Raw genomic sequence first — 16,434 nt, forward strand, 5'->3', positions numbered from 1 at the left:
GTTTGGTCACAATGGCTTCTGCAGTTCGCCGAGATCCCAGAACAGGCCGGCCATGATGCCGAGCGCCTCTTCGGTAACGTCGAGCAGGATGTGCTCGTCCGGCGCATGCTGCGAGCAGCCGGGATAGGAGTGCGGCAGCCACATGGTCGGCATCTTCAGGATGTCAGCGAACACGTCGTTCGGCAGCGAGCCGCCGAAATTCGGCAGCACCGCGGGCGCCTTCCCGCTCGTCATCTTGACCGACTCCGCCGCCCATTTGATCCAGGGGCTGTCGAGATCGGCCCGCGAGGCCATGAAGCTTTGCGTGGTCGACACCTCGATCATCGGAAAGCCGTGCGCGACCAGATGCGCGCGGATCACCTCCGCAATGGTGTCGACCTTGGTGCCGACCACGAAGCGGAGCTGCAGCACGGCGCGGGCGCGGCCGGGAATCGCATTCGCGGGCTTGTCGATATTGCCGGAGGAGATCGCCAGCACCTCCAGCGTATTCCAGGCATAGAGCCGCTCGGCCGGCGACAGCCCATCCTCACCCCAGTTCTCCGACAGCTGCGGCTCGTCCGCGGTGGGCTCGACCTTGACGTCGGCCAGCGCGGCGCGGATCGCATTGGTCAGGCGCGGCGGCTTCAAGGCGTCCAGCTTGATGCGGCCCTGCCCGTCGACCAGCGTCGCAATCGCGTTCGCAAGGATGGTGGCGGGATTGGCCAGCACGCCGCCCCAATTGCCGGAGTGATTGCCGCCCTCGCGCAGGTTCACATCGAGATGGATGCGGACACCGCCGCGGCAACCGAGGAAGATGGTCGGACGCTCCGCCGACAGCCGCGGCCCATCGGAGCCGACGAACAGATCGGCCTTCAATTCGTCGCGCAGGAGATCGCAGACCTTGCCGAGATCCGGTGAGCCGGTCTCTTCCCCCATTTCGATGATGAACTTGGCATTGAAGCCGAGCTTGCCGCCGCGCGTTTCCTTGACCGCGCGAAGCGCCGCGATATTGATGCTGTGTTGGCCCTTGTTATCGGCGGTGCCGCGGCCATAGGCGCGGTTGCCGACTGTCGTGATCTTCCAGGGATCGAGCCCGTCGCGCCACTCGCCGACCATGCCGTCGACGGTATCGCCATGGCCGTAGCTCAGCACCGTCGGCGCGGTAACGCTCTCGTGATAACTGGCGATCAGGAACGGCGACCGGCCGCTCGGGGACTCCACGATGCGGGAGGTGAAGCCGAGCGCAGCCAGCGACGGAGTCAGCTCATCCTTCAGATAAGAGTAGAGCTCACCCTTGCGCTCGGCATTGAGGCTCTCGGTCCGATACGCCACCCGGCGGTCGAGTTCGGCAAGGAATTCGCCGGTCTTCAGATACTGGCGAGCACGGGTGATTGCATCATTCCTGGTCATGGCGCTTTTCCGGTCACGAATGGACGGCGCGTCTTATCGGGATCGTGACGGGAGCGGAAGAGACTCACGGTGGATTCTGTGGGGCCGAAGGTGGAATCCCGGATTTTGGAACTGCGCTGCGATTGCCTGAACGCGCGAACCATCATGTGCCGTCGTCTCCGCTATCATCACCCGCGAAAGCGGATGATCCAGTATTCCAGAGACGGCAGTGTTCTCCCGATACGCATCGGCGTACTGGATGCCCCGCATGCGCGGGGCATGACGACTGGATATGCATCATCATCCTCGCCACACGGTTCGTGCCCGAGCTTTGCCAATTCGTCGCCCTCCCGAGAGAGAGGGCGCAGGGAAGGCCAGGCGTCGGCTGACGCCTGCGGCCCGCCTGCGAAAAAAATGCAGGCGGCAGGTACCACAGGTGCAGCCGGAACGACCCGGCCTTCCCTGCGCGATGGTCTTCACGTTTATACGCAGTCTCCCTGGTGCGCCGGGCTTTCTGGCCACCATTGCCGCGCGAAGCGAAGCTTCGTCGCGACGGGACACCAGCATCGGGGTGTCAGGACGCTGCGATTTCACGTCCGCAAGAACATCGTTCGTCCGCATGCCAAAGAACATGCTGCGACATCCTGCGGCCATCGCATCTCGATCCAACGTTTCGTGACGATCGCGAAGCGCCCCTCATCGGGCCGAGATGCGGTGAAATGTGCCGGTGATTTGCCCGACACGGCAAGGCCGAGCAGCTGCGGCAGATTGGCACGACGGGCAGATCGGGCATGGCTTGCATGCACCGAATGCCCGCCGGGCAAGCCTGCGAGGACACTGGATCGCTCCAGGCGACGATCAGAACATGCCCTCGCGATCGGAGCGTTTCTTTCTCTTCGATCGCTGCCAGACCACGCCCGGAAACCCCTTCAGCGGGACCAGCGGCGCGCCGGTATAAGCCCAATCCGGCGCCTCCTCGATCGCGATGTGATAGAGCGGCTCGCGACCGGTACGCGAGGTGAACAGCGCGCGCGGGATGTTGATCATGTGCGACGAACGCGCGCGCTCGTAAAACAGCGGCGAGCCGCAACCGCTGCAGAAGCTGCGCGCGGTCTTGGTCGCTTCATCCTCGTAGCGCGAGATCGCATCCGCGCCTGCCGTGATGCGGAAGCGCTTGCGCCAGCTGCCGACATAGGTCGCATAGGCCGCGCCATGGGCGCGGCGGCTCGCCGACGAATGGTCATGCCAGGCCCAGCGCGCCGGCACGTCGATTTCGAACGTGACGCGACCGCAGAGGCAGTGGCCGGAGGCGATTCCAGCGGAAGGGGATTTGGGCATGGGCTGCAAATCCATCTACAGCGTCATTCCGGGACATCGCGCAGCGATGGGCCCGGAATCCATAGCCACGATCGCGAGTATGGATTCCGGGCTCGCTCGCTTTGCGAACGCCCCGGAATGACGGAATTGAACTTGACGTGACGTCCTCACGCCTCCGCCATCGCGTCATACGCCGGATAATCCGTGTAGCCCTTCACATCGCCGCCATAGAAAGTCGGGCGGTGATAGGGCGTGAGCGGGAAGCCGTGGGCGAGACGGCGCGGCAGATCCGGGTTGGAAATGAAAGTGCGACCGAAAGCGATGGCATCGGCATGCCCTTCCGCGATCGCGGCATTGGCGGTGTCGCCGACGAAGCCGCCGGCCGCGATCAGGACGCCCTTCCAGATCGGCCGGAACAGCACCATGGCCGACGGTACGTTCTGCCAGTTCACGTCGGCCCGTCCGGCGCCGGAGGAACGCGGCTCCAGCAGATGCAAATAGGCAAGCCCGAGCGGATTGAGCGCCTCGACGACGTGGGTGTAGAGCGGCATCGGATCCGGCTCGCCGGACCCGTTGGCAATGCCATAGGGCGATAGCCGCACCCCGACGCGGTCGGCGCCGTAGACCTCGATCGCGGCCTGCGTGGCCTCAAGCAGGAAACGCGCGCGGTTCTCGATGGAGCCGCCGTAGCGATCGGTGCGCTGATTGCTGCGCGACTGCAGGAACTGCTCGATCAAGTAACCATTGGCACCGTGGATCTCGACGCCGTCGAACCCGGACTCCCTGGCGTTGCGCGCCGCCTGCCCATAGGCTGCGACGATGCCAACGATTTCGTCGGTCTCGAGCGCGCGCGGGGTCTCATAAGGAACGACCCTGCCGTCGGATGTCATCGCCTTGAGGTCGTCGCCGATCGCAATCGCCGACGGCGCGACCGGCAGCACGCCGCCGGGCTGGAATGACGAATGCGAGACGCGCCCGACGTGCCAGAGCTGCAGAAAGATGATGCCGCCCTTGGCGTGCACGGCATCGACCACCCGCTTCCAGCCCGCGATCTGCGCCTCGCTATAGATGCCCGGCACGTTCGGATTGCCGAAGCCGGTCGGCAGCACCGGCGAAGCCTCGGCGATGATGAGGCCGCCCGGAGTGGCACGCTGCGCGTAGTATTCGGCATTCAGCGCGCGCGGCGCGAGCGTCCCCGGCTCGGCGCGCATCCGCGTCAGCGGCGCCATGACCACACGGTGCTTCAGTTCATAAGGCCCAACCTTCAGCGGCGAAAACAGCGCAGGCAGCATCACTCCCCCAATTGTGTCGTTGATCCGGATTGTCCTCATCTTGTTCGCAAACGGGTGGAGTGGCAATGTCCCGGCGTCACCTCACCACGTCGGCCACCTGGCGTGTCTGGCACGGGACACTGGAAAGCATCGCCGCCATGCCGAAAACGAGCGCCCTTCCCTCTCTCAGCCTGCGCATCGACCTTGAGTCCGGAGACCGGATCGGACCGGGCAAGATCGCGCTCTTGGAGAATATCGGCCGGCACGGCTCGATCTCGGCCGCGGGCCGCGCCATGGACATGTCGTACAAGCGCGCCTGGGATCTCGTCGACGAGATCAACCGCGTCTGTCGCCAGCCGGTGGTCGAACGACAGGCCGGCGGCAAGAACGGCGGCGGCGCGGCGCTGACCCCGTTCGGGGAAACGCTGGTCGCGCGTTATCGCCGGATCGAACGCGAGGCGGCGAGCGCGGTGAAAAAGGAGCTCACCGCCTTGCGCAACGATATCGCGAAGCCGAAGAAGGGCGCGAAGTAGTTCGGTTGTGACGAATGTGCATTGAAGCCGCGGGGACGGTGCGCTCCCCTCCCCCTTGCGGGGAGGGGTCGGGGGTGGCGGTCAACAAAGGCAGTCTTTCCTGCGTACCCCCCTCCCCCGCAAGAGGGGGAGGGAGCGCACCACCGATGCCTTGAGAGCTTCACCAAATCTCGTCAGGCTCAAGCCGTCTTCACCCACACCGCCTTGACGTTGAGATATTCCTCGACGTGCTGCTTGCCTGACTCGCGGCCATAGCCGCTCATCTTGTAGCCGCCGAACGGCACCGCCGGATCCATCGCCTGATAGCAGTTGACCCAGACCGAGCCGGCGCGCAACGCCCTGGCGAGCTGGTGCGCCTTGCTGACATTGCTCGTCCACACCCCGGAGCCGAGGCCGAACATGGTGGCATTGGCACGCTTGATCAGGTCATCCATATCCTCGAACCGGATCGCGGAGATCACCGGGCCGAAGATCTCCTCCTGCGCGATGCGCATGGAGTCGGCGACATTGGCGAACACGGTCGGCTGCACGAAATAGCCCTTGGCGAGCGCCCCCTCGGTGAGACGTCCGCCGCCGGCGAGCGCACGCGCGCCCTCCTTCTGGCCGATCGCCAGATAATCCGAGACGCGGTCATATTGCTGCTGCGACACCAGCGGGCCGACCTGCACGTTCGGATCGAGGCCGTTGCCGACCTTGAGCTGCCTGCCATATTCGGCGACGCGGCCGACGAACTCGTCGTAGACCTTGCTCTCGACGAACAGCCGCGTGCCGGCGCTGCAGATCTGTCCGGAATTGGCGAACACCGCCATCGCCGCACCCGGCACCGCCGCATCGAGATCGGCATCCGCGAACACGATGTCCGGCGACTTGCCGCCGAGCTCGAGCGAGACGCGCTTGAGGTTGCCGGCCGAGGCGCGGATGATCGATTGGCCCGTGACGTGCGAGCCGGTGAAGGCGACCTTGTCGACATCCGGATGCGAGGCGAGCGCCGCGCCCGCCGTCTCGCCATAGCCCGGCACAACGTTGACCACTCCTGCGGGAATGCCGGCCTCCAGGCACAATTCGGCAAGCCGCAGCGAGGTCAGCGGCGCCTCCTCCGCCGGCTTCAGCACGACGGTGCAGCCGGTCGCGATCGCCGGCCCGATCTTCCAGATCGTCGCCGTCAGCGGCCCGTTCCAGGGAATGATGGCGCCGACCACGCCGACCGGCTCCTTCAGCGTGTAGGAGAAGATCTCGCCGGGCAGCGAGTTCTCGATGGTCTCGCCGTGGATCGCGGTGGCCTGGCCGGCGTAGTAACGCAACATGCCGAGCGCGCGGCCGCGATAGGCGCGGGTGCGGCTGAGCGGCGCGCCCATGTCGACGGTATCGAGCGCGGAGAGCTCGTCGAAATGCTTCTCCACGAGGTCGGCGAGCTTGAGCAGCAGCATCTGCCGCTCATAGGGCCTGACCTTGCTCCAGGGGCCCTCGAAGGCGCGGCGCGCCGCGGCGACCGCACGGTTGATGTCCTCGGCATCGCCCTCCGCCACGGTGGCCAGCAATTCGCCGGTCGCCGGATTGCGCGTCTCGAAGCGCTTGCCCGAGGCGGCATCGATCCACTGCCCGTCGATCAGCATCTTCTTGTAGGACCCGTCGGCGAAAGGATGGCGCGCGAGCGAAATGGCTTCGGTCACAGCCATGGTGTTTCTCCCTCGATCTCTGGTGGTTGCGATTTGCTGGAGCTCGGATTGCGGCAAAGCGCAATGCCGTTATGTCCGAAAATCTACAGCGAAGCCAACTCGCGGTAAAGTGAAGGCCGCGTTACGTCCGCGAAGACCACCCATGCCGACAGCGTGGATGATGACGCCACGGCTGTGGCATAAGTCGAGCCCAGCATCACGATCACAACCGCCGGGAGATCCACCGTGCCCCATCCTGCCCTGTCGCCCGATCACACTGCCGTCATCACCGGCGGCGCCTCCGGCATCGGCCTTGCCGCCGCAATGCGGCTCGCCGGCCTCGGCATGAAGGTCTGCATCGCCGATGTCGATGACAAGCGCCTCGAACAGGCCGCCACAAGACTGTCATCGATTGCAAAGCACGGGGCGGCCTCGGTGATGACGGCAAACGTCGACGTCAGCCGGCGCGAGAGCGTGGTCGAACTGGAGGAAGCGGTCCGGACGCGCTTCGGCGGCACCGACCTGCTCTTGAACAATGCCGGCATCCAGCCCGGCAGCAAGATGTTCGGCCCGCTCGACAACTGGCAGCGCATTCTCGGCGTCAACCTCTGGGGCATCATCAACGGCTCGCAGGTGTTCGCGCCCGGGATGATCGCGCGCGGCAAGCCGGCTCTCATCATCAACACCGGCTCCAAACAAGGCATCACCACGCCGCCGGGCGATCCCGCCTACAACGTCTCCAAGGCCGGCGTGAAGGCCTTTACCGAGGCTCTGCAGCACGAACTGCGCAACACGCCCGGTTGCCAGGTGTCGGCGCATCTGTTCATTCCGGGCTTCGTGTTCACGCCGCTGACCGCCAACGGCCGCATCGAGAAGCCGGCTGCCGCCTGGACGCCGGAACAGACGGTCGATTTCATGCTGGAGCGTGTCAACGCCGGCGACTTCTACATCCTTTGTCCCGATAACGACGTGCCGCGCGCGCTCGACGAGCGGCGCATCCTGTGGGCGGCCGGCGACATCGTCGAGAACCGCCCTCCTCTGTCGCGCTGGCACCCGGACTATGCGGATGCGTTCGCGGCGTTCGTGAGAGGGAAGTAGTCCATCCGTCGTCGCGACGAGCGCAACTTCCGGCGGAGCGAGCAGGATCAATTCGCTCGGATTGCGACCGGCTCCGGCTGCGCGACCAGCGCCTCGCCGAGTTCGCATTGCTGATCCCGTGGCATCGAGAAGCAGACCGAAAAACCATCGACGGTGCGGAAGGTCAGCATGCGCTGGGTCGGATCGGACGACTGCTCGACCGCCCATGACGCCAGCGGATAGGCATAGCGCAGCGACGCGTCGCCGAACCGCGTCTGCAGCGCCTTGTCGATCAGCCCAGGCAAGGTCATCGCCAGCGCGCCGACTTGGTTGAGCGACAATTTCAGCCTCGCCTCCTGCCCCTGCGCATCAAGGAATCCGAGAGAAATGGCGCCGCCGTCCTCGGACACAGTGCAGCAGGTCAGGGACTTGGGCTCGATCTCCATCGAGGTTCGCCTCCGTCGCGTTATATACGTCTAACTATATCGCAGCTTGGACGCAAGTCCAACCGTCATAGTAGCAAATGCGGGATCGCCGCGACCCCGGCGAAAGCGATTCTAGATTGGAATGCTTCGCGCGTTTGGGATTGATGCGGACATCGCGCTCACGTCCGGTCCGGCGTCAGCACCAGCAATTGCCGCACCAGGGCCAGCGCGGTCTCGGTCGCGGGATCGGCCGAGATCACGGGCACCGCGAGCACGATCAGGTCGACCGGCTGGTGCGACAGGACGATGATGTGGGTGGCGCTTTCGGCCAGCATGAGCGCGACCAGGCGCTCAACCGCCGCATCGGTCGGCGATAGGCCCCATGGCGCGTCGGCACGCCGCAGCACGCGGTGGCGCGCGAGCAGGTCACGCAACAGCTGCGGATCATAGGCCGCGAGCTCCGCCTCGCGATGGCGGCGCGCAGTCTCGAATACCGGCTGCCGCGCCAGCTCGCTGATCAGCTCGTCGCGCGTACGCGCGCTCGAAGCACCGATCGAAGCGAGCACGCCGGGCTCGCGCGCCTCCAGCAGCGCCCGCAACGCGTCCGTCATCAGACCGATGGTCAGCACCCCGGCCATCGCCACCGCGCCAAGGCGGACGATCTGCGCCGCATCGACATCGGGCCAAACGCAGGCCGCCGCAATGCCGAGCAAGGCGGAGGCGACGAGCCGCAGCGCGGTGAGCCAGAGGCCCTGCCGCTGCGTCTCGGCGCTGGAGCCCGCGAGCAGGATCGCGGTGACGACGAGCAGCGCACCGAGCGCGCCGAGCCGCACCGGCATATCAGGCGCCAGCGCCTTGAAATCGGTCACGATGAAGGGGATCACCAGCAGCGCACCAACCGCGACGCGATCGATGGCGCGATTTTCCGCGGCGAGCAGCGTGCTCCGGTCGCGCGTGAGCAGGAGAAGCGCGCAGACCGCAAAACTTGCGAGCTGGAAGGCGGACAGCACGAGCGTGTAGATGGTCTCGATCCCGGCAGGCGCGACCGCTCCTACAAGACCCATGAGGATGCCACCGAACAGCGCCAGCGCCTTCAAGGCCCGATGCGCGTGCCGCCGCAACAGGCCCTCCGTGACGAGCAGCGCGCCAAGCGGGATCAATGCGGCAGGAATGACCGAAATGCGATCGAGCGCCGCGTTGCCGCTCCACCAGGCCACCCCGCGCAACAGGAACAGAACTGCGACGATGCCGAGAACGAACACGAGCCGTGCGGTCAGCGCGCCGCGCGGATCACGCCGATACAGCATCGCGCCGGCAATGGTCAGCCCGATGCCGCCACACAGATTGACGATGGAATCGGCGACGAGACCCGGCGTCATGCCGCCCCCTTGACCGCCCGCACTCGCGGCCGCAGGCTGCCGAAAGTCCTGGTGTCGTCGAACCAGTGAAGGAGCGGCAGGATCAGCCGCTGCAGCGCCAGCACGGCGGAGGTTGCAAGCAGGGCCGGCAACGAGCCCGACGGCAGCTCGCGCAACAGATAACGGCGCGCGGCCGCCAGATCGATGCGGCCGAGCTGCAGCAGGTCGTCCCCTCTGACATAATCGAGCTCGCGGGCGCAGAAGTCGTTGTAGATCTGATCGCGATGCCTGGGCGCGACCTCGAAGGTCTTCTTCAGCGCGTCGGATCCGCCGGTATAGGCATTGGTGATGACGAAGCGTGCCTCGTCGAAGCCGGCGTCCTCGCCGACACCGAACACGGCGCGATGCGCCTGCATGATGCCGCGCGCGAGCTGCAGATGGATGAAGCTCGACCGCGCCCCCTGTTGCGGAGTGGGAAATACGTCGGAGAAGGTCTCGCAGACCATGCCGACCACGGCCGGCACCTGCGTCACGTTGGAGATCCATTTCGGACGCAGGCCGTCGCGGATGAAGAGCAGCAGCGTCGTCAGGCCGTAGAGCACGCCCGACAGGCCCCGGCCGCGGACATCAGGATCGACCATCACGAGGCCGAGATGGATCACCTGCTGCGGCTCGCCGTCCCGCACGACCTCCATCACCGAGAGCGCATTGAATGCGATCGGCCGGCCGCCGGCCTCTTCCGACACCAGGGTCACGATCGCGCGCGATAAAGTCCCGCGATCGCCGGAGAAGATGCCGTAGGTGAGGCTGCCTTCCGGCATCGTCTTCGCGGCGACCGTCCTGAGATCGGAAACGAGTGCCGCAAGCGCGGCCTCGTCGAGTGTCCGGCCCGGGCTTTCGATGATCCGCGTGCGCAGGCCGGCATGGGTGCGCAGGGTGAGATTCATATCCTCCTGCGCCAGCGCCTTCAGCCAGAAGACAGTGTAGTCATAGCCCCTGCGCAGCACCGTCCAGATCCTCATGCCGCGCGCGCTCCGTCCAAGAATCCCTAGAAGACCATGATGCAGCGGTTAGGACCCATCCGCCAGGCTTCCTGCTTTGCCGCAACCCATGCACCACCCCGCATGAAGACGCCACAGACGCGTCGACGCGCTGCCTGTCACAGTAAACGCAGATTGAACAAAAAGTCGGGCAACACGAAAGACGGTGGGCGCTGCCGCGGCCACCGCCTCTCTGGTCCATGGAGGAAGTCAGACCGTCTTCTACGCCGCCTTGGAGACCTCCATCAGCAGGCGCTCGGCTTTGGCATCCTCGATGCGGTTCACGAGCCTGCTGCTCTCGTGGTTGTCGCGGACGGTCTTGGTCAGGGTCACGCAGGTCTGCACCAGCATCACGATGCCCATCGTCAGGTAGCCTTTCATCCAGAGATCGATCGGCAGGAAGAAGATGCCGAGCGCGACGAGGAAGGCGGAAGCGGCGAAAGAGCCGTAGGTGAAGGTGACCCAGGCACCGGTGTGGGGTTGAGCATTCTGATTCATGGTCGTCTCCTGTTGAGATTGGGTGGCGGTTGATCGGATATGAATGGGGTCAGGCGGCGCGCTTCGCCTTCAGCCGGGCCAGCACGTCGTCGGCGGTGCTCTTGATGCGCGGGCCAAAACCCTGCGCCGCGAGCTTTTCGGCGACGCTGAGCGGGGCTGTGGCCGCATCGAGCTCCATCAGCGCCTCGTCGGCCGCCTGCACTTCCAGCTGCCGTTCGCGCAACCGCTTCAAGGTCGCTTCCGCTTCCGGCAAGGTGCATTCATAAGGCCGCGCCGCCTCGATGCCGCCACGGCGTAGCGCGCGAACGGCTTCAGCAGCGCGCGCGATGCGCCGGCCGCGATCGAGCTCATTGATCCGCGCTTCGGCATTCGCCACATGGCGCTTCAGCCGCACCGTCTCAGCCGCGAACAGCGCCCGCGCCGTACTGGCCGCATCGCGCTCGGCCTCCAGATTGGCGATCGCCTGCGCCGCCTCGCGCGCGAGATCTTCGCGCCCGCCATCCAGTGCGGCGGTGGCCCGGATTTCGAGATCGGCGATCCGGCCCTGGACGGCCTCCAGCCGCCTGCCCTCCTGCTGGTCCTGCGCGATCGCGATCGCCAGCGCCCGCTTGCTGCGATCGAGGGCGGCGGCGGCATCGCGCATCTGCTGGTCCAGCAGCACGAGCGCAGTGCGGTCCTGCAGCTCGTCCTCCACCACAGCGGCGCTGCCGCGAAACAGTGTCAGAACGGTCTTGAACATTGTCGGCTCCCTGCTATGAGCATTGCTCATGGATTTGTTATAGAGAAAATATGAGCGGCGCTCAAGACATATTTTGAACGTCGCTCAAGAAAATGGTTAAGGATGTCCAAAACCTTGGAACGACGCGCAAAGCAGCGCGAGGCGCTGATCGATGCCGCAGAAAAAGCAATTGCTGCCAAAGGCTTGGCTGGCCTGAAAACCCGGGACCTGGCCCAGGAGATCGGCGTTGCCAATGGTGCCGTCTATAATCTCGTGGCCGATGTCGACGAACTCGTGCTCTTGGTGGGATCGCGCACCCTCGCCCGACTCGATGCCGAATTGGCCGCGGCGGACAGCGGCGGGCCGTCCATCCCTGAAGCAGCCCTGGTCCGCATCGCGCTCGCCTATTGTGATTTCGCGGCCAAGAATCTCGAACTCTGGCGGGCCCTGTTCGAGCATCGGATGGCGCCGGACAAGCCGCTGCCCGATTGGGCGGTCAGCGAGCAGATGCATCTGTTTCGCCACATCCACCAGCCGCTCGCTGTTCTCTTCCCGCGCCGCTCGGCGGAGGAAAGCAGCATCACCGCGCGGAGCCTGTTCTCCGCGGTGCACGGCATGGTGGCGCTGGGGCTCGAACGGAAGCTAGTCGCCGTCCCGCTCGCCCTCCTGCGCCGGGAGATCACCACCATGGTGAAAGCGATGGTGACGGGCCTGGTGGCTGCGGCGGGATGAACCGTGCTGGGGATGGCCGGCTTATTGCATTCACGGAGAATTCACAGCGAAACCGTCAATGCATTTATGGTTGTCAGCGGCAACGGGGATTATGGAGCGCTGACCGGTCTGGAGGCTCCGCTCCAGTGAATCGGCAAGGAAGCATCACCATGAAACGATCGATCGTGACTGTCCTCATCTTCGCCGCAACGCTGCCGCCCTCGGCGGCGCTGGCCGCCGGTGCCAACACCGTCAATGGCGCGGCGGCCCTGGCGCTGGCCGGAGTCGTGGCGCCTTATTCTCCGCTGCTTCCGGCTGTCTACAAGAAGGCGGTGGCGGGCATCTTCGACGGCAATCCCGATGCCTCCTACAAGGACAAGATCACCGTTGCCGCCGACAAGATCGTCTGCCGCACCTCCAACGTCGACATCACGGCGCGGTCCTGCGAACTGACCTTCGGCAAGAGCACGGAGAAGTTGACCGGCCGCGCCGCCAACGAGATTTACGCAACCCTCGCCACGGCCGGCATTCCGTCCGACGGCGCGGCAGGCTCGGTGTTCGAAAGTCTCTCGAAGCTCGATTGCACGCTCGATCCGGCGGCCCTCAAGGACAAGGCCGGTGGCGGTGCCACCTGCAGTTACGGGCCGGCGGATTGATCCGGCCGCAACCTGATCGACTTTGCGGATCCCCGCTCGCGCTGACGTTTAAACGTGCGCGCATTTACCGGTCGGAAAGGCCTGTTGTCGTTCAATCGAACGATGGCACAGATACGCATGGAAGTTCGCGATATAAACGGCAGGCCGCTGCCGGACCATTGCGACGATTTTCTCGACCTTCGCCTTCCCGTCGATCATTCGCGCCTGGCGCAGAGCCTGCTGCGGATGATCCGCGACGATCACGGCCAGCTCTCGGCGCGAAGCGTCCATTTCTTCCGCGATGGCGAGGAGATCGGCTCCTGGTCGCTCGAGCGTGAGCGCGCGGAGATGGCCTTCACGGGACCGCGTGAACAGACGCCATCTGCCGCCGCGTGACGGTCGAACCTGTTCAAGCAGCCTTATTCGAAGCTGTTTGTTTCGTCCGCACCAGCAGAGCTGTGCCTAGCAGCAACGCGCTGGCGAGGAAGATGACCGCGACGAAGGCATGGTCGAAGGCAGCATGGGCGTTTGAGGTGACGAGCGCCGCCGCTTCGGCCGGCAGGCGCTCTGCCGCGATCAGGGCCTCGTCGATGCTGTCGCGCGCGGCGTCGGGGACGCCGAGCCCGTCCGGCAGCACCATGAAGGCGGTATAGACCCCGGACAGGATGCTGCCGAAGATACTGATGCCGATGGTGCCGCCGAGTTCGACCGAGACTTCCTCGATCGAGGCGGCCATGCCTTCGCGGCCCTCGGGCGCGTGATTCATGACCGCGTTGGACGCGGCCGCCATGGATGCCCCCAGTCCAAGGCCGTTGATTGCGAAGCAGATCAATTGCAGGACGAGGTTTGCGTCGTAGCAGAGGAGATAGCCCGCTGCGCCGAGACCGCCGATCAGCAGCGCGCCCCCCATGGTGTTCGCCGCTCCCACGCGACGGAGCGCCAGGCTCGCCAGCGGTCCGCCGACGAACGCCGCCAGGGGGGCCGGCAGGATATATAGCGCCGCCTGCAGCGGCGAATATCCGAGCACAAGCTGCAGACGCTGGCTGATCGCCAGTTCGGGACCGGCGATCGCCAGCGCCGCGACGATCGCTGTCATCACGCCGAGCGTGAATTCGCGGTTGCTGAACAACGTGAAGTCGATGAGGGGCTCCTTGAGACGCAGTTGACGGCGGACGAAGACCAACAACATGCCGACCGTGCCGACTGCCGCGGCCGCCATGACGGCGTAAGGGGGACTGGCGCTGCCGAACTCCTCGACGACATAGGCGAAGCCGACCAGCCCGGCCATCGCCTGTAGCGACCCCACCAGGTCCCAGTTGCGGCCGGGGCGGTCGCCCGGCGCAGGAATGAGCAGCAGCGCGGCGGCGAGGGAGACGACGACCAGGGGAACGTTGATCAGGAAGACCGATCCCCACCAGAAATATTCCAGCAGCACACCGCCGACGAGCGGGCCGACGGCCGCGCCGCTCGACGCAACGGCTCCCCAGATGCCGATGGCGAGCGCCCGTTCGTGATCGTCGGTGAAGGTGACGCGAATGATCGACAGGGTCGCCGGCATCATCAGCGCCGCACCGATGGCGAGCAGAACCCGCCCGCCGATCAGAACCGCCGGCGTTGGCGAGTAGGCCGCCACGATGGAGGCGATCCCGAACACCACAAGACCGCCGACGAATGTCCGTTTGTGACCGAGGCGATCACCGAGGGCGCCGAAGCCGGGAAGCAGACCGGCAACGACAAGGCCGTAAGCCATGACGATCCACAGCTTCTCCGACGCCGTCGCCGCAAGCTCGCGGGTGAGGCTGGGCAGCGCCGTATACAGCACCGTCATGTCGATGACGATCAGAGCCAGCGCGCTGGATACGGTCAGCAGGATCAGCCAGCGATTACGTTTCGACATCAGTGCACCCGTCCGCGAACACCATCGATCCAAGCTCTGTTCCATCCGTGCGTCGCTCGGCTCCAGCACGTTCACTGCTCCTGCTAGATCCCATCGCGGTGAGTCATCCGACCGTTCATCATTGTCAGCTGAATATTGACCTTGCCGATTTCGTGAGGCGCGACATCGAACAGGTTCTTCTCGAGCACGATCAGATCGGCCAGCTTGCCGACCTTGATGGAGCCGATCTTATCCTCCATGCGAAGCTGGTAGGCGCCGTTCAGGGTATAGCCTCGGATGAGTTCCGGCAGGCTCAGGCGTTCGGTCGCGGGCGGATGAACCAGGCCGTCGGGCTTGCCTGGCTCCTGACGCGTATGGCCGGCCTGCAACGCCTCGAGCGGCTTGATGACGACCTTGGAGCCGGTCGCCAGGGCATCCATTCCGAACGACACTGTGACGCCTTCGTCGATAAACGTCTTGAAGGTGTACATGCGGCTCCAGCGCTCTTCGCCGTAGATCTCGCGGACCCGACGCTGGCTGATGTCCGGCACGCCCCACTGGATCTGGGTATTCGCGATCACGCCAAGCTTTCTGAAGCGCGGAATATCCGACGGCGCGGTGAGGAATGCGTGGCAGATGGTATGGCGGCGGTCGCCGGGGCCGTTCTTGCCAAACGCGGCTTCGTAGCCGTCCAGGCTCATTCGGACCGCGGCATCGCCCACGGCATGAAGGTGCGTGTCGATCCCCTCCGCATGCGCCTGGCGCAGGATCCGGTTCAACACGGGCGAGGGCAATAACGGCTCGCCGCGCCGATCCGGCTGCCCGGCATAAGGCTCCAACAGATAGGCGGTACGGCTCAGCTCGGTGCCATCGACGATCAGCTTGAGCACGTCCGCCTTGACCAGCGGGGTGCGATAGCGCTTCCGATAGGCCCGAATGGTCGGCAACGGATCGACATTGGGATCATTGTGATAGAGGCTGCCAATCACGCGCTGCAACAACTTGCCGCGCTTCTCGAGGTCGACCAGCATGTCGAAACCGTGATGCTGCTCGGTCGGCCACGCGCTGAAGCCCGCATCGAAGAAGGTGGTGATGCCGGCAGCCGCGAGCTTGGGCTGCCATTCCTCGATCGCCGCGGCAGCCGACTTCAGGCCGAAGGGTTCGATGCCGTGCTTTTCGAGCGTCTGCAGCACCGCGAACAGCGCCGGCACTTCCGAGATGAAGCCGGTCGGCTCGCCATTGGGATCCTTTTCGTACCAGGAGGAGCCGGGCACGACATCGCGCGGGGTATCCTTCGTAATGCCGGCCATCTCCAGCAGCCTGGAATTGACCCAGTAGCTGTGCAGGTCGCAGCTCACGAGCAGTACGGGCCGGTCGGGGAAGATCGCGTCCAGCGCTTCCTTGCGAGGCCCTGAAGCAGGAAACGCGGCAGCGATCCATCCGAAGCCAAGGATGAACTTTTCGTCGGGATGCGTTTTCGCATAGTCGCGGAGGATGGCGTAGATGCGCTCCGGATCTTCCTCATTGACCCAGGCGCCGCGGGCGAACGCAAGCGTGCAAAGGTGCCAATGCGCCTCCACGAAGCCCGGCATCAACATGCGTCCCTGGAGGTCGATGATCTCCGCCCCGCGTCCGGCAAACTTCATGGCCCCAGCATCATCGCCGACGTAGGCGATCTTTTCTCCCTTGACGACGACAGCCTGCGCCCAGGGCTTGGACTCCTCCACCGTGTAGACGCGGCCACCGCGAAAGACGGTCGTACGGTTGGGGGCGGCCCAGGCTGGAGCCGAGGAAGAGGCCGCGAATGTTGCGGCCGCAGCAGCGGTCGCGACCATCTGCCGACGCGTCATTCCTCCGGCGTCCGACTTCGATGCCGCAAAAAGCGAACTGATGGTTGGACCGCATGCAATGCACATTGTTTTCCCCTTCAGGACGTCCGCAGCCCGGCAAGC

16 protein-coding genes are annotated in these 16,434 nt (G+C 65.2%); 5 read left to right on the forward strand and 11 right to left on the reverse strand.

Annotation, left to right across the window (positions count from 1 at the left end):
* Positions 1-6 precede the first annotated feature (6 nt).
* From QX034_RS06555 to QX034_RS06565, 3 genes are all read right to left on the reverse strand, one after another.
* Positions 7-1,389, reverse strand: coding sequence for a M20 family metallopeptidase (locus QX034_RS06555; protein ID WP_315764652.1), 1,383 nt, complete (start codon positions 1,387-1,389; stop codon positions 7-9).
* An 837-nt stretch (positions 1,390-2,226) separates the two neighbouring features.
* Positions 2,227-2,706, reverse strand: coding sequence for a GFA family protein (locus QX034_RS06560; protein WP_315706592.1), 480 nt, complete (start codon positions 2,704-2,706; stop codon positions 2,227-2,229).
* Between the two features lie 146 nt (positions 2,707-2,852).
* Entirely contained in the window at positions 2,853-3,977 is a 1,125-nt protein-coding gene (locus QX034_RS06565) for an alkene reductase (protein WP_315706591.1), read from the reverse strand.
* 137 nt (positions 3,978-4,114) lie between these two features.
* On the opposite strand from QX034_RS06565, the gene QX034_RS06570 reads away from it, so the two are divergent.
* Positions 4,115-4,489: a LysR family transcriptional regulator gene (locus QX034_RS06570; RefSeq protein ID WP_315706696.1), complete on the forward strand. Its 375-nt coding sequence runs from the start codon at positions 4,115-4,117 to the stop codon at positions 4,487-4,489.
* A 179-nt stretch (positions 4,490-4,668) separates the two neighbouring features.
* Here the strand turns inward: QX034_RS06570 and QX034_RS06575 are convergent, their stop codons facing one another.
* Complete coding sequence (locus tag QX034_RS06575; RefSeq protein ID WP_315706590.1) at positions 4,669-6,165, reverse strand: aldehyde dehydrogenase family protein; 1,497 nt, start codon at positions 6,163-6,165, stop codon at positions 4,669-4,671.
* Positions 6,166-6,390: 225 nt separating this feature from the next.
* On the opposite strand from QX034_RS06575, the gene QX034_RS06580 reads away from it, so the two are divergent.
* Positions 6,391-7,242 (forward strand): SDR family NAD(P)-dependent oxidoreductase, encoded by an 852-nt coding sequence (locus tag QX034_RS06580; protein WP_315706589.1) that lies wholly within the window; start codon positions 6,391-6,393, stop codon positions 7,240-7,242.
* Positions 7,243-7,289: 47 nt separating this feature from the next.
* Here QX034_RS06580 and QX034_RS06585 read toward each other — a convergent pair whose 3' ends face one another.
* The 5 genes from QX034_RS06585 to QX034_RS06605 form a co-directional block, all read right to left on the reverse strand.
* Positions 7,290-7,667 (reverse strand): hypothetical protein, encoded by a 378-nt coding sequence (locus tag QX034_RS06585; RefSeq protein WP_315706588.1) that lies wholly within the window; start codon positions 7,665-7,667, stop codon positions 7,290-7,292.
* A 158-nt stretch (positions 7,668-7,825) separates the two neighbouring features.
* Positions 7,826-9,025 (reverse strand): hypothetical protein, encoded by a 1,200-nt coding sequence (locus QX034_RS06590; protein WP_316195098.1) that lies wholly within the window; start codon positions 9,023-9,025, stop codon positions 7,826-7,828.
* The gene (locus QX034_RS06595; RefSeq protein WP_316174449.1) at positions 9,022-10,026 is read right to left on the reverse strand and encodes a hypothetical protein; all 1,005 of its coding nucleotides are present in this window, start codon (positions 10,024-10,026) and stop codon (positions 9,022-9,024) included. Before QX034_RS06595 ends, QX034_RS06590 begins: the two co-directional genes overlap by 4 nt.
* Before the next feature lie 240 nt (positions 10,027-10,266).
* Positions 10,267-10,542 carry a YiaA/YiaB family inner membrane protein gene (locus QX034_RS06600; RefSeq protein ID WP_315706585.1) on the reverse strand — a complete coding sequence of 92 codons (276 nt, stop codon included), beginning with the start codon at positions 10,540-10,542 and terminating at the stop codon, positions 10,267-10,269.
* Positions 10,543-10,591: 49 nt separating this feature from the next.
* Complete coding sequence (locus QX034_RS06605) at positions 10,592-11,281, reverse strand: PspA/IM30 family protein (RefSeq protein ID WP_315706584.1); 690 nt, start codon at positions 11,279-11,281, stop codon at positions 10,592-10,594.
* Between the two features lie 102 nt (positions 11,282-11,383).
* Here QX034_RS06605 and QX034_RS06610 point away from each other — a divergent pair, with 102 nt between their 5' ends.
* The 3 genes from QX034_RS06610 (at position 11,384) to QX034_RS06620 (ending at position 13,002) form a co-directional block, all read left to right on the forward strand.
* Positions 11,384-11,992, forward strand: a complete 609-nt coding sequence (locus tag QX034_RS06610) for a TetR/AcrR family transcriptional regulator (protein ID WP_315706583.1) — start codon at positions 11,384-11,386, stop codon at positions 11,990-11,992.
* Positions 11,993-12,141: 149 nt separating this feature from the next.
* Complete coding sequence (locus tag QX034_RS06615) at positions 12,142-12,627, forward strand: hypothetical protein (protein ID WP_315706582.1); 486 nt, start codon at positions 12,142-12,144, stop codon at positions 12,625-12,627.
* A 117-nt stretch (positions 12,628-12,744) separates the two neighbouring features.
* On the forward strand, positions 12,745-13,002 hold the full coding sequence (locus QX034_RS06620) for a hypothetical protein (protein ID WP_315706581.1): 258 nt from the start codon (positions 12,745-12,747) through the stop codon (positions 13,000-13,002).
* 13 nt (positions 13,003-13,015) lie between these two features.
* Here QX034_RS06620 and QX034_RS06625 read toward each other — a convergent pair whose 3' ends face one another.
* Complete coding sequence (locus tag QX034_RS06625; protein WP_315706580.1) at positions 13,016-14,503, reverse strand: MFS transporter; 1,488 nt, start codon at positions 14,501-14,503, stop codon at positions 13,016-13,018.
* 83 nt (positions 14,504-14,586) lie between these two features.
* The gene (locus QX034_RS06630) at positions 14,587-16,332 is read right to left on the reverse strand and encodes an amidohydrolase (protein ID WP_315706579.1); all 1,746 of its coding nucleotides are present in this window, start codon (positions 16,330-16,332) and stop codon (positions 14,587-14,589) included.
* Between the last annotated feature and the right edge of the window lie 102 nt (positions 16,333-16,434).

Origin of the sequence: Bradyrhizobium sp. SZCCHNR3119 (assembly GCF_032487775.1) — a bacterium.
Lineage (GTDB): Bacteria > Pseudomonadota > Alphaproteobacteria > Rhizobiales > Xanthobacteraceae > Bradyrhizobium.